This is a genomic window from Mobilicoccus sp. (assembly GCF_032060985.1).
Classification (GTDB): Bacteria; Actinomycetota; Actinomycetes; order Actinomycetales; family Dermatophilaceae; genus Mobilicoccus.
In genome coordinates, this window is record NZ_DAMBGD010000019.1 from 61912 (window position 1) to 74711 (window position 12800).

Sequence of the window (12800 nt, forward strand, 5' to 3'; positions counted from 1 at the left end):
CATCACGCGTCGGGCTGGTCGCTGATCGCGACCTGCTCGGGTCCCGGGGCCCGGCCGGCGCGGCGCGGCACCGGGAGGCGGCGTCGCCTGACGTGTGCCGGTCGAAGGCGTTTGGCCAGGTCGTAGTGGGCGAGAAGGTCCTCGACGGGCGTGGTGACGACGGGATGTGTCCCCACCGGGCGGTCGCCGCTGAAGACCACCCAGACGCGCAGGTCGCCGTCGTAGACCGGCAGCACCGATCCGTCGACCAGATGCGCCGCGTGCTCCATGGCGATGCCGCGCGCCGCGCGACGGCTCACCTGGCGTTCGGCGAAGGGGGTGGCCGGGCCACGGCCGCGCCTCAGCCCCTCGTACGCGAGCGGGGCGTACTTCACCCCGAAGGTGACGAGCGTGCGGACCGAGCTCTGACGGGCCATGCGGCGGAGCCTCCTGGAACGGACGTGCGATGTCGGCCCAGCGTAATGGGACCGGGTGTCGACGTGCGGAACGCCCCGCGGGCGGCCCGGGGTGCGCGCACACCCCGGGCGCGAGCGGGCGCGCAGCCACGGGGTGGTTCGGAACGCACCGTAGAAATGCCGACGGCGAGGCCGTCGGGGAACGACCTCGCCGTCTCCGCGACCGCCCGGGGGAAGCTGGCGCGGATCGCCGACCAGGGGGTGTCGGCGTCATGCATCGGCTGGACTCGTGACGATGCGGTCGGGGGTTCCGCACCGGCTGCCAGCCGACCTCGATCCTAGGCCGAGGAGCACCGCCTCACAAGACTTTCCTGACCACGGGCGCGCCGGGGACGACGGGGCCGGTCGAGGGCTCGGGATCGGCGCCCCGTCGGGACGCGGGGGGCGGGTGGCGCGTCGTCGGCGCGGGGCCACGGTGAGGGACTCCGCCGGGTGTCTGGGCCCCCGCGGGATGCGATGCTGGGGCCGTGACCGACCTGATCGACACCACCGAGATGTATCTCCGGACCGTCTTCGAGCTCGAAGAAGAGGGGATCCCGGTGCTGCGTGCCCGCATCGTCGACCGGTTGGGGCACTCCGGGCCCACCGTGTCGCAGACGGTCGCGAGGATGGAGCGTGACGGCCTGCTCACCGTCCGTCCCGATCGCAGCATCGAACTCTCGGAGAAGGGCCGTCTGCTCGCGACCCGGGTGATGCGCAAGCACCGGCTGGCCGAGCGGCTGCTCAGCGACGTCATCGGGTTGGAATACCCCTACGTCCACGACGAGGCGTGTCGCTGGGAGCACGTGATGAGCGAGCGGGTGGAGCGCAAGATCCTCCGCCTCCTCGGAGAGGTCGAGGTGAGCCCCTACGGCAATCCCGTGCCGGGTCTCGAGGAGTTGGGACTGTCCCCGTCCGCCGGCTCGGGTGACACGGTCTCGCTCACCGCCGGTCCGGTCGAGCAGTTCGTCCTCGAGCGCGTGGGGGAGCCGCTGCAGCTGGATCACGACCTCCTCGCCCGCATGACCGACACCGGGGTCATGCCCGGCGTGCAGGTCGGTGTCGCCTCCGACGGCGACGCCGTCACCCTCACCGGTCCCGACGGTGAGGTGACCCTCGACCGCGAACAGGCCGGGCACCTGTTCGGGCGGGTCCTCTGAGAGCCGAGCCGACCGGGGGAGCCCGGCGAACGGTCGCCTCGGATATGGGTCTGGTCCTCGTCCACAGGTGCTGACCTGCGGCGACAGGAGGTGCGCGTCGTCCTCCACAGGGCGGGATCGCGCCCGATGCCGGGCGCGGCGATCTCGGTACGTTTCCTGCGTCGCCGTCCCGGTGACTCCGTCACGGCCGTGCCCGTCCTGCCACCGTCGACGGCTCCCGTGTCACGCCGCGGCAGAGTGGGGGCCGAGCCTCCTCTCGACGGGCCGTGCGGGTTCGCAGCGGGGTCGACGACGGTCGCTTCGCCGCCCGCACGCACTCCGGCGTGGGGAGGTTCACATGTCGACGCCGTACTTCGGGCGCCATCGCCCTCCGCGCTCGCCCGGGCCGGGCGTGCGTGCCGTGCGGGCGGGCGCCGTGCTGCTGCTCACCGGCGGCCTTCTCGATGCGGTCGTCGCGCCGGCGCGCGCCGACCCCACCCCTCCGAGCGCGGGCGCACCGGGGCCGAGCACGCCGCCCCCGACCATGCCCGACGGCACCGCGTGGCCGTCCGGCGACGGAGTGGGGACATCCGGTCAGGCGCCGGCGGGGTCGTCGCCGGGAGGAGGCGTCGCGGACGCGGCGGCACCCGAGGTCGGGTGGGAGCCCGACCTCACCGAACCCCGCCCACTCGAGGAACCGGGGCCTGCCGAGGTCCTGCGACGCCCTGAGCGACCCGCCCCCACTCCGCCGACGCCGCCGACTCCTGACCAGGCGGATGACGCGGCGGCGACGCCCACCCGCGAGGAACCCCGTTCCGACCCCACGTCCCGTACGCCGGAGTCGCCCGATACGACGGAGGCGCGGCGCGAGCGGGAGGTGAGGCGCGAACGGGAGGCGGCGCGCGAACGGGAGGCGACGCGCGAGCGGGAGGTGAGGCGCGAGCGGGAGGCGAGGCGCGAACGGGAGGCGGCACGCGCGCGGACGAGCACACCTCGAACGAGCGCGCAGCCGAGGACGGCCGCGGCCGAGACGGTGGCGACGCCGGACGGTCGGACCGAGCGGACCACGCGGCGAACTGCACCGAGCGCCGAGCGGAGGTCGTCACGCCCACGCGCGCAGAAGCCTGGTGGGCATCGGATCCTGGACGCCGCAGCCTCGCTCACGGGGATCCCCTACGTGTGGGGTGGCACGTCGGTGCGGGGCTTCGACTGCTCCGGATACACCCGACACGTGTACGGCCGAGCCGGCGTCTCACTCCCGCGCACGGCGGCGCAGCAGCAGCGGGCGGTGAGGCGGGTGCGCTCACCGAAGCCGGGCGACCTCGTGTTCTTCGGCTCGCCGGCGCATCACGTGGGGATCTACGCGGGCCACGGGCGGATGTACGACGCTCCCCGCCGTGGGCGCACGACCGGGTTGCACCGCATCTGGTCCTCGAACGTCACCTACGGTCGACCGTGATCCGTCGGGCCTCGACACGCGTCGGGTGCCGAAACCGCAGGTCGCACGTGTTGTCGGTGGGTCCCTCTAGCCTGAGTGGTGCCGGGGCCACACGAGGCGAGAGGAGGTGGCGTCGATGGTGAGGTTCGTCCAGACGAGTGACTGGCAGCTGGGCATGACGCGCTATTTCCTCGAGGGCGAGGCCCAGGCTCGGTACACCGCAGCCCGCATCGACGCGGTGCGCGCGATCGGCGAGGTGGCCCGGGTGCAGCGGTGCGACTTCGTCCTCGTGGCCGGCGACGTGTTCGAGTCCAACCTCGTCTCCACCCGCACGGTGGCGCGGTCGCTGGAGGCGATGGGAAGCATCGGGTGCCCGGTCTACCTCCTGCCCGGCAACCACGATCCGCTCGACGCGGCCTCGGTCTACACCTCGGCGGCGTTCCGGCGCGCCTGCCCGCCCGGTGTCGTCGTCCTCGACCGGGCGGGTGTGCACCGTGTCGCCACGGGGGTCGAGATCGTCGCGGCACCGTGGTTCCACAAGCCCGCACTCACCGACCTCGCGGCGCAGGCGCTGCGCGAGGCCGGGGAGCCCGACCCGGGGGTCACGCGCCTCCTGCTCGCCCACGGACCCCTCGACGTCCTCAGCCCCGACGACGACGATCCCGCCCGTCTCTCCCTCGCCGCCCTCGAGTCTGAGATCGAGGCCGACCGGCTGCATCACGTCGCGCTCGGGGACCGGCACTCCCGGCTCTCGGTGGGGCGGACCGGTCGGGTGCACTACTCGGGCTCACCCGAGGTCACGGCGTTCCGTGACGAGGTGCCCGGCGACGTCCTCGTCGTCGACGCCGACGCGAGCAGCGGCGCCCATGCGGTGCGAGAGCACCACGTGGGCACGTGGAGATTCACCACGATGCGGCGCCACCTCGACACCGGCGAGGACCTCGACGCACTGGAGGAAGAGATCGCCGCACTCGACCCCAAGGACCGCACGGTGGTGCGCACTGCGTTCGTCGGCACGCTGTCGCTCGCGAACAAGGCCCGCCTCGACGACCTCCTCGAACGCTGGGACGACAGTCTCGCGGCCCGGTTCACGTGGGCGGGGCACGACGACGTCGCCGTTCGTGTCGAGGGCAGCGAACTCACCGACCTCGGGGTCGGCGGCTTCGTGAGCAGCGCGGTCGAGGAACTCCTCGCCCGGGCAGGCGGCGGGGAGGGGGAGCAGTCGGCCCGAGACGCGTTGGCGCTGCTGTACCGGCTGGGGGCGGCGCGATGAGGGTGCACCGCATGACCCTCAGCCACATCAAGGGCGTCGCCGACCGTCGGATCGACTTCCCCGACGAGGGCATCGTCGTCGTCGAAGGGCAGAACGAGGCGGGCAAGACCACGATGATCGAGGCCCTCGACCTCCTGCTGGACGAGAAGGACTCCTCCAAGAAGCGGCACGTGCTCGCGATGCGACCCGTGGGCCGCGACGTGTCCAGTGCCGTCGAGGCCGAGATCAGCAGTGGTCCTTATCGGTTCACCTACCGCAAACAGTGGTTCCGCAAGCCTTCCACGGTGCTCACGGTGCACGCCCCCCGCCTCGAGCAGCTCACCGGTTCCGCGGCACACGACCGGGTCCGAGAGATCCTCGCCGAGACCACCGACGCCAATCTGTGGAGCGCGTTGCGGCTCATGCAGGCCACGCCGCTCACCGCCACCGACCTCTCGGAGAGTGCGGCCCTGTCGACCGCGCTCGACGAGGCGGCGGGGCAGGCGGGTTCCGCCGGTGGTGAAGGGGACTCCCTCGTGGAGGCGGCCGAGGCGGTCTACCGCGAGTTCTTCACCGCCACGGGGCGGCCGACGGGTGCGTACCGCGAGGCCGAGATCCGCCTGGAGTCGGCCCGCACGAGTCGGCAGGAGGCCGCCGCCGCCGTCCACGAGGTCGCGGAGGACGTCGCGCGACACGCGAGCGCCGTCGGCGAGGTCGACCGGTTGGCTGCGCAGCTCGACTCCACCGACGTGGCCGCGGTTGAGCTGCGGGAGCAGTGGGAGGCCTCACAACAGGTGGTTCGCGAGGCCGAGAGCCTCGCGACGCGCACCGCCGTGGCCCGCCAGGCTTACGAGGCGGCCTCCGAGGCGGTGCGCCGACGGAGCGAGCTGGCCGATGAGGTCACGCGGTCGGCGGGAGCGCTCGCCGGCTCGGAGGAGGAGCTGGCGACGTGCCGCGCGGACGTGGATCCGCGGGAGTCGTCGCTCGCCGCGGCGCTCGCCGCCGCCGAGCAGGCACGCTCACGTCAGCGGGCGGCGCGGCGCGCGGCGTCGGGCGCAGAGTCGGATCTCGCCCTCGTCGGCGATCTCGCCGATCTCGTCGAGCTCGGCGCTCGTCTGCGGCGGCTCGAGGAGGCACTCGTCCGCCGTCGCGCGGCGCGGGACGCGGCCCGGGCGGCGCGCTTCGACGGGTCGCTGACGCGGTTGGAGGCGGCCGAGCGGGCGCTCGACATCGCGCGGGCCGAGTGGCGTGCGGGGAGTCCGACGTGGCGGATCGCTCCGGTGGCGGGTGTCGACGACACCGACGTCGAGGTGGTCGTCGACGGTCGACGCAACGAGGTGGGCGCCGGGCTCGACGGGGTCGTCGGAGGACCGGTGCGGATCGAGGTCCCCGGTCTCATCGAGGTGTCGATCGAGCCCGCCGTCGGAGCGGACGAGCGGGCCGAGGTCGTCGCCCGTGCCGAGCGTGTCCTCGCCGAGCTTCTCGCGGAGGCCGGGGTGCCCGATCTCGCCGCCGCGCGGGCCGCGGCCGGGCGGGCCGCCGAAGCCGAGGTGGCCTGCGCGGACGCCGAGGCCGAGGTGGCGGCGGTCCTCGGGGCGTCGACGGTCGACGCGTTGCGGGACCGAGGGGAGCGTCTGCACGCGCACGTCGTCGAGCTGGTCACGCGCCGCCGCGAGGCCCCGGTCGTGGCAGGCGGCCCCGGGAGCGGCGCGGGTGTGTCCGATGATCCCACCGACGCAGGCGACGCCACCTCCTCGACCCCGGCGACATCCCCGGTGGCCTCCGCGCACGAGGCGACCTCCTCCGCCACGAGCAGCGTCGTCCTGGTGAGGGAGCCGGGCATGTCGACCTCGCCCGCGTTCGACGTGCTGATCGCGTCGTCGCCGGCCGAGGTGACGGCCGAGTCCGCAGCCCGCATCACCGCGTGGATCCTCGCGACCGTCGGTGGCGACAGTGGTGCCGCCGGTCGCGCGCCGGTCGCTGCGCACGGCATGGCGCCGAGCGAGACCGTCGGTGCCCACGACCCGGGGGCCGGAGCCCGCGCGGGGGCTGACCGTCCGGCGTCCGCCCCGGTTCCCATGGCTGAGTCGGGGCCGGTGCTGCGAGCCGTCGCCGCGCAGGCCCGCGTGCGTGAGGCCGACGCGGAAGCGGCGATCGCCGCCGCCGACGCGGAGGTGGAGGCCGTGCGGGCAGGCGTCGAGGCGGCGCGACTGCGGGTGGCACGGGCGGAGGTCGCCGTCGAGTCCGCCCGATGCACGCTGGCGGCCGTCACCGAACGGCTGACCCGTGCGCGCGAGCACGAGGGTGACGATCTCCTCTCGGCCCGGGTCGTCGATGCCCGCGCCGCGCTCGAGGGCGCGCGAGCCCAGGAGGTCGAGGTCGCGGCGGAGGTCGCGAGGCTCGATCCGGACAGCCTGCGAGTGCGCCTCGAGGGTGCGCTGTCGGCGGCGTCGTCGATGCGGCGGCGGTTCTCGCAGGCTCGTGACGACAAGATCGAGATCGAGGCGCGTCTGCGGCACGCGGGGGAGCAGGGGCGCGCCGATCGTCTCGCCGAGGCGGAGTCGGACGTGGCCCGGGCCGAGCGGTCGCTCGCGGCACTGAGGCGGCGTGCCGAGGCGGCGCGCACCTTGTACGAGACCCTCACACGCCACCGTGATGAGGTCCGCAGCACGTACGTCGCGCCGTTCGGTCGGGCCGTGTCGCGCCTCGGCCGCGTCGTGTACGGGCCGGACTTCGACGTCGAGATCGGCCCGGGGCTCACCATCGACGCCCGCCTCCTCGGTGAGGAGCGCATCCCCTACGAGGCGCTGTCCTCGGGGGCCAAGGAGCAGATGTCGATCCTCGCCCGCCTCGCGTGTGCCTCGCTCGTGGATCCCCGGCAGGGTGCCCCGGTCATCCTCGACGACGCGATGGGGTACTCCGACCCCGAGCGACTGCAGCGGGTGTGCGCGGCGTTCTCGCTGGTCGGGGGAGGCGCACAGATCATCCTTCTCACCTGCACCCCCGGCCGCTACACGGCGATCCCCGACGCGCACGTCATCCAGGTCTGACCGGGGCCCCGGTCACCCGGCGCCGCGTCAGACCTGGCGTCCGGCGCGGCGATCGGGCCCACGGGTGACGCCGCCGCGGTCCGGTGGCATGTCGGCCCGCCGAGGGTGTGATCCGGGCTACAGTCGCCGACATGGTGACCACGGACCCGGGCCCGACCACGATCACGGCGCTGACGACCGACACGTGGCCGCTCTTCGAGGCGCTCGTGGATCGCCACAACGGCATCTTCGGCGGCTGCTGGTGCATCTGGTTCCACCCCGACTGTGCCGAGCGAGGTCAGAGTGCCGAGGGCAACCGGGCCCTGAAGAGACGTCTGGTCGAGGAGGGCGTCGCTCGTGCCGCACTCGTGGTGCGCGAGGGGGAGGACGGTGAGGAGGCCATCGCCTGGGCCGAGTTCGGGACGCCCGAGCAGCTGCCCACCATTCACCACCGCACCCAGTACCTCAAGGATCTCGCAGCCGCCGGAGAGGTCGAGCCCGACTACCGCATCACCTGCATCTTCGTCGACAAGCGCTACCGGCGGCACGGCCTCGTGACGACCGCCCTGCAGGGTGCGCTCGACATGATCGCCGCGGACGGCGGGGGCATCGTGGAGGGGTACCCCCACATCCCCCGAACCGACAAGCCGACCTCGTCGTCCTTCTTGTACAACGGCACCCGGTCGGTGTACGAGCGAGCCGGGTTCGACTTCATCCGCGCCAAGGGGCAGCGGAACACCGTCATGCGACGCACCCTCGCCCCGGTGTCCTCGGGGTGAGGCCCCTGCCCGGGTGGGTGTCGTCCCGGACCCGTTCCGCCGGGTCCCGAGCCCGGTGCGGTGACCGTCGGTGCCGCGCTCGTCAGTCCCGCGACTCCGCAGCCGTGGCGATGTCGTCCATGTGGGAGGTGAGAGACCGCTTGGCCCGCTGGTGCTCGACGGGTGCCATGACCTTCATCGCGACCTTGGCGAGGGTTCCGGCCTCGTCGCCCGGCTCGTCCTCGTGAGAGATCGTGAGACGGGTGCCGGGGTGCAGCGCTTCGAGCTTGTAGGTGGTCGCGGACCGCGTGGTGCCGTCGCTCTCCTCGACGCGGATGAGGCCGAGGGCCTGGAGCTCTGTGACGGTGCGCTCGTGGATTCCGTCCCGGCCCACCGCGGAGCGGGTCTCCCGCCACGAGGTGCCCAGGCGGAAGGGCCCGTCGTCGAGCCGCTCGATGCCGGAGACGCCGCTCATGATCTCGGGGACGCGCTCGAGGTCGGTGAGGACCGACCACACGCGGGCCGGTTCGGCCGCGATGTCGCGGGACAGGGACTGGGAGGGGTTCGCCATGACCCGAGAGTAGTAGTCCGGCGCCGATGTGTCCGGTCGAAGACGGGGCTGCCGCGCAGGCCGTGCCGGCGTCTGGTGCCGGGCCGTTCGAGGTGCCAGTCGGAGCCGGGCGGCGACTGCCGGAGTGGGGACGTGGGCTTCAGGCGCCGGTTCATGTGCACGGTCGGAGAGAACCGACCTGCGCTCTCACCGGGGGAGAGGCCGAGACCCCGTGGGGTGCAAGAGCCGCGCCTGGCCGATGGTGTGCTCCATGACGCCTGGCTGGTGTCTTGCAGAGGCGGTAGTCTTGTGGTATGCGTACTCACGTTGCGCTCGGGGCGAGTGCATTGCTGCTGGTGGGTGGGGCGTTCGGCATCGCGGGCCGGACGATGCCGGCAGAGGCGAACCCGTCTGCGGTGAAGGTGGTGCCCGAGGCGAGTGCGTCTCGACGTCTTCCCGAGGTGAGTCGACCGTTCGTGCCGGATTCCGTGGCCCAGATGTCGAAGGCGAGCGAGCTGATCGTGGTCGGCACCCCTGTCGAGGAGTCCAGGGTCGAAGTGATTCACGGAGTCCCTTTCACCCTTCGTGATGTGGTGGTGGAAACCAGGGTCAAGGGGCCTGAGGTTGCGCGCGTGACCGTGCGTGAGCTGGGCGACGGCAGCCTCGGCACCTCCCTTGTCCCGGGGCAGAAGGTGGTGCTGTTCTTGGTCCCCTTCGAGTTCGAGCGTGGGAAGGCGACGGGGCAATGGGCGATCACGGGGCTGTTCTCGGGCGTTTACCGTGTCGTGGACGGCACCGCCTACCGTATGGACCCGGAAGCGCCTGGTTTGCCGGCGCGAATCGCGGTGGGCGACCTCGTCCGCTCGGCCGAGTCGCAGCCCTGATCGTTTCTTGCGACTGCCGCTCTTCTGCCTGTCCCCGTGCCGCCGGTACTCATGGGCCACCCGGCGACGCCTGCGCATGGAAGAGCGGGGAAGATCTCGTGTCCGGCTCGACCGAGGGCGGTCCGCTGCGCCTCGACACCTGGCGGAGGCGTGTCTTCGAATCGGCATGTGCCGCGGCGGAGGTTCACGACGTCCGCGTTCACGACGTGCGCCACACGGCCGCCTCATCGGCGACCCAGACGGGCGTTGACGTCGAGGCCGGGCAGCGGATACTCGGCCACGCCTCGTCGGCGATGACGCTCGACGTGTCCGCTGGTCCCCGACGATCTCGACGCCGTGGGGCGCTCGCCCGGCGGCATGGGCCACAACGGGGCTCGCAGGCCCCATGAGGGGCGGATCGGTCATGCCGCCGCATGCGTCCTGACCAGCGGATCCACTGTGTGCCCCCGGCAGGATTCGAACCTGCGACACCCGCTTTAGGAGTGCCATCGGGCCGCCCGGTCAAGGCCGTGGAACGGGCTCTGACCTGCATGGATGCTTTTCGTTGCCTGACGCTGGATCGGGCTGATTCTCGACCTCGTGTGCCACGAATGTGCCACAACCGCGGGTTGCCTCTGAGGTGCACGCGGTTCAGTCCGGCGCGATTCGCCGACCTGTAGAAAGCGGCGAGACGCTGGACCGCCTGTCGGCGAATCGCGGCGGGTCGCGGGTCCGGGCTGCGAAGCCCGGGAACCTTGGAAGAGGGGCTACCAAACGCCTGGACTTCGTCGTACTCTAGGTGTTGTCGTTAGTTGAAGGCAGCCAGTGGTCCGGGTTCGAGTCCTTGGGTACTCAAGCAGGAGGCCTGTTGGCGGGTCTGATGCTCGCGGCGCTCGTCGTCCTCTTTGTCAGGAACCGTCTGAACAGTAGGTCCAACGGTAAGAGTCGAAAGGGGAAGCGTATGAGTGGTCGTCAGCTTAGGAACATCAAGAGGGTCAAAAGCAGTCGCGCAATCAGCTGGGAACGTGTTCTCGGGGGTTCTCTCTGGGACTATGTATCGCAGCAATCTTGGGCGGCGGGTGCTGGAGCAATTGGCAGCTCACTGGCTTCCTTGAGCTAACGAACGAAGGGGCCTCTCGTCATTTGATGAGTGGCCCCTTTGGTGTGTGCGGCCCGGGTGGGCGCGAGAACGGCCGCAGGCCGCAGCGCAGCGTCCGTCCGGGCCGCCGCGCCGCGTTAGCGGCGCCTTGAAACCCGTACAGAAAGTCCTCACGGGCGCCACCTCCCTGCAGTGCGAGGCATGTTGGTTTCTGGGGGCATCCGCCCCCTGGGCAGAATGGGCGCATGTCGACGACGGTGTACGGGGTGCTGGACGAGCTGCGCGAGATGGCGACGTCCGAGCGGGACAAGGGCAGCATGCTCGAGCGGCTGCTGCTGCAGTACCTGCGGTCTGATCCCCTGTGGGCCGAGCAGTTCGACGACGTCTGGCTGTGGAACGACTGGCCGGACTGGATCGCCCCGGGAAGGGTGGAGGGCTTGATCTCACCAGGAGGATGGAGACATGCCTGCACCAAAGAAGCATCCCGATGAGCGGTGTGAGCGAGCTGTCCGGCTGGTGCGTCAGCTGATCGACGAGCCCGGTCTGGCCGTCTCCCGCGCGAGTCGGCAGGTCGGCGAGCAGCTCGGGATCAACCCCGACACGCTGCGGAACTGGGTCAAGCGCGACCGGATCGATGAGGGCCAGATCCCCGGCATGACCACCACTGGCGCGCAACGGATCGCCGAACTGGAAAAAGAGAACCGCGAACTACGGCGTGCGAACACGATTCTTCGCCAGGCGAGTGCGTATTTCGCTCAGGCGGAGCTCGACCGCCGGCTGTAGACGTGGACACCTTGATCGACGAGCACCGTGACGAGCACGGGGTCGAGCCGATCTGCGAGACCTTGAAAGAGGCCGGAATTCGGATCGCCCCCAGCTCCTATTACGCCCGTAAGAGCCGTCCGCCATCACATCGCGCTGCCCGCGACTGTGTCATCGACGACCGCCTGGGGGTCTTGCATGAGGATCCTCCGAAGTGTGTAGGTCGCACATAATCGTGAACCCAGCTGCGGATGCCACGCAGAAGGCCTTCGTTATACACTGTCATCGGCTCCTTCTGCGCATAAGCCAAGAATAGACTCGCCTGCGCGTGAGTGAACGTTTTCGGCGCTTACACTCAGCGGCTTCTGGGATCCCTTCAGCGTCAAATGATTCCCCGCACCGCTTCAGAACATGAGCGTCCTGGTTCACAGTCCGCGTAGCTGGAGTGTCCTGTTCGCCTTGAGTCAGTCGCTGAAGGCTTTCGAATCGTGATATCCGGGTTCTTGCATCTCGAATTGCAGAATCAAAGCGAGCTGCATGGAGCATCTTCCAGTACTGTCCGAGAATCGGTGCAATGTTAGTTATGAATGGCACCGATAGGCATCCACCCAAGAAGAGGCCTATTAACCATGTAGTTTGCATTGCGATCCGAATGACTGAAATCGAGAGGAGTGAGATGGCGCATGCCCAAATCAAATAGATCGGAATTGCGATCCAGCGGTCGGTAAGCAGTGTTGTTGAAAGGTAGAGTCTTGCCCACGTTATAGAGAGGTCCCACGCGAGGCCCGTGCCGAGTGCTAGCGGGATGGCAATGCCAATTACGGGAGTCCAGTGCAAGTGCTGCCCGTGCTGCGCGGCTATTAGATGGAAGCTGCTTACCAGCCAGGCGGTTCTCAGCAAAGCATTTATGAACATGAGTTGCAGCCATGTCGTGATGCTTACCATTGCTTGCGCACTATGAGGGCGCCCCCTCTCCAGTCTGGTTAATGCGCGTCGTTCGTTCTCGATGGCCCTCTCCCAGTAGCGTGGAGATACAGGGACAAGGGTGCCAAGGCTTAGGGTCAGTAGGCCGCAGCCAAAAGAGACGCCAGCGCCGACAGTCGTATCTGTGCCGCCAAACGTGAGTAAGGCGCTGCAGACGACAAGAGCGCTTCCGGCGATTAAGCTCGTTGCGCTGGTAACAGTTTCAAGGAATTGGAGGCGAATCACCTCCGTGGGCATGAGGAGGCTGTCGGGCTTTCGGCTAAAGGCACATGCAAGCACTAAGGCCGTAGCAAGTGTGGCGGTCGAGATGGACGTGGAAACTGGGTCCACTCGTTCGAGCAGGAAGTTGGAGAGTCGTCCAGCACTGGCCAGCCATTCATCAATTAGTCGCAAGGGGCTCAAGGTGCGGCCTGGTTGCGTCCAGAATGTAGCTGCGCCGATGAAAATCAAGATGGCAACAAAACATGTGGAGCAACTGATGAGCGTTGTGAG

11 protein-coding genes and 1 other annotated feature are annotated in these 12800 nt (G+C 70.0%); of the genes, 9 read left to right on the forward strand and 2 right to left on the reverse strand.

Features of this window, described 5'->3' with window-relative positions:
- Positions 1-2: 2 nt before the first annotated feature.
- Complete coding sequence (locus RT054_RS13880) at positions 3-416, reverse strand: hypothetical protein (RefSeq protein WP_313024640.1); 414 nt, start codon at positions 414-416, stop codon at positions 3-5.
- A 506-nt stretch (positions 417-922) separates the two neighbouring features.
- Between RT054_RS13880 and RT054_RS13885 the strand changes: the two genes are divergently transcribed.
- From RT054_RS13885 to RT054_RS13905, 5 genes are all read left to right on the forward strand, one after another.
- Positions 923-1594 carry an iron dependent repressor, metal binding and dimerization domain protein gene (locus RT054_RS13885; protein WP_312720607.1) on the forward strand — a complete coding sequence of 224 codons (672 nt, stop codon included), beginning with the start codon at positions 923-925 and terminating at the stop codon, positions 1592-1594.
- A 523-nt stretch (positions 1595-2117) separates the two neighbouring features.
- Positions 2118-3032, forward strand: coding sequence for a C40 family peptidase (locus tag RT054_RS13890; protein WP_313024718.1), 915 nt, complete (start codon positions 2118-2120; stop codon positions 3030-3032).
- Positions 3033-3147: 115 nt separating this feature from the next.
- The gene (locus RT054_RS13895) at positions 3148-4284 is read left to right on the forward strand and encodes a metallophosphoesterase (RefSeq protein WP_313024643.1); all 1137 of its coding nucleotides are present in this window, start codon (positions 3148-3150) and stop codon (positions 4282-4284) included.
- Positions 4285-4295: 11 nt separating this feature from the next.
- Entirely contained in the window at positions 4296-7313 is a 3018-nt protein-coding gene (locus RT054_RS13900; protein WP_313024646.1) for an AAA family ATPase, read from the forward strand.
- A 131-nt stretch (positions 7314-7444) separates the two neighbouring features.
- Positions 7445-8071 (forward strand): GNAT family N-acetyltransferase, encoded by a 627-nt coding sequence (locus tag RT054_RS13905; protein ID WP_313024649.1) that lies wholly within the window; start codon positions 7445-7447, stop codon positions 8069-8071.
- Positions 8072-8153: 82 nt separating this feature from the next.
- On the opposite strand, the gene RT054_RS13910 is transcribed toward RT054_RS13905, so the two are convergent.
- Positions 8154-8621, reverse strand: a complete 468-nt coding sequence (locus RT054_RS13910) for an SRPBCC family protein (RefSeq protein ID WP_312720613.1) — start codon at positions 8619-8621, stop codon at positions 8154-8156.
- 293 nt (positions 8622-8914) lie between these two features.
- Between RT054_RS13910 and RT054_RS13915 the strand changes: the two genes are divergently transcribed.
- From RT054_RS13915 to RT054_RS13930, 4 genes are all read left to right on the forward strand, one after another.
- Positions 8915-9484: a hypothetical protein gene (locus tag RT054_RS13915; protein ID WP_313024653.1), complete on the forward strand. Its 570-nt coding sequence runs from the start codon at positions 8915-8917 to the stop codon at positions 9482-9484.
- A gap of 98 nt (positions 9485-9582) precedes the next feature.
- Positions 9583-9873: a tyrosine-type recombinase/integrase gene (locus RT054_RS16545; RefSeq protein WP_396837308.1), complete on the forward strand. Its 291-nt coding sequence runs from the start codon at positions 9583-9585 to the stop codon at positions 9871-9873.
- A gap of 934 nt (positions 9874-10807) precedes the next feature.
- The gene (locus tag RT054_RS13925; protein ID WP_313024655.1) at positions 10808-11053 is read left to right on the forward strand and encodes a hypothetical protein; all 246 of its coding nucleotides are present in this window, start codon (positions 10808-10810) and stop codon (positions 11051-11053) included.
- The gene (locus tag RT054_RS13930) at positions 11025-11345 is read left to right on the forward strand and encodes a transposase (protein ID WP_313024658.1); all 321 of its coding nucleotides are present in this window, start codon (positions 11025-11027) and stop codon (positions 11343-11345) included. Before RT054_RS13925 ends, RT054_RS13930 begins: the two co-directional genes overlap by 29 nt.
- Positions 11306-11437 (forward strand) — a sequence feature (AL1L pseudoknot). It overlaps the preceding gene by 40 nt.
- Positions 11438-12800: the final 1363 nt, after the last annotated feature.

Bases quoted from the DNA above. Each gene is read 5' to 3' on its own strand.
- RT054_RS13880 (WP_313024640.1), bottom strand. From the start codon at position 416: ATGGCCCGTCAGAGCTCGGTCCGCACGCTCGTCACCTTCGGGGTGAAG.
- RT054_RS13890 (WP_313024718.1), top strand. From the start codon at position 2,118: ATGCCCGACGGCACCGCGTGGCCGTCCGGCGACGGAGTGGGGACATCC.
- RT054_RS13895 (WP_313024643.1), top strand. From the start codon at position 3,148: ATGGTGAGGTTCGTCCAGACGAGTGACTGGCAGCTGGGCATGACGCGC.
- RT054_RS13900 (WP_313024646.1), top strand. From the start codon at position 4,296: ATGACCCTCAGCCACATCAAGGGCGTCGCCGACCGTCGGATCGACTTC.
- RT054_RS13905 (WP_313024649.1), top strand. From the start codon at position 7,445: ATGGTGACCACGGACCCGGGCCCGACCACGATCACGGCGCTGACGACC.
- RT054_RS13910 (WP_312720613.1), bottom strand. From the start codon at position 8,621: ATGGCGAACCCCTCCCAGTCCCTGTCCCGCGACATCGCGGCCGAACCG.
- RT054_RS13915 (WP_313024653.1), top strand. From the start codon at position 8,915: ATGCGTACTCACGTTGCGCTCGGGGCGAGTGCATTGCTGCTGGTGGGT.
- RT054_RS13925 (WP_313024655.1), top strand. From the start codon at position 10,808: ATGTCGACGACGGTGTACGGGGTGCTGGACGAGCTGCGCGAGATGGCG.
- RT054_RS13930 (WP_313024658.1), top strand. From the start codon at position 11,025: ATGCCTGCACCAAAGAAGCATCCCGATGAGCGGTGTGAGCGAGCTGTC.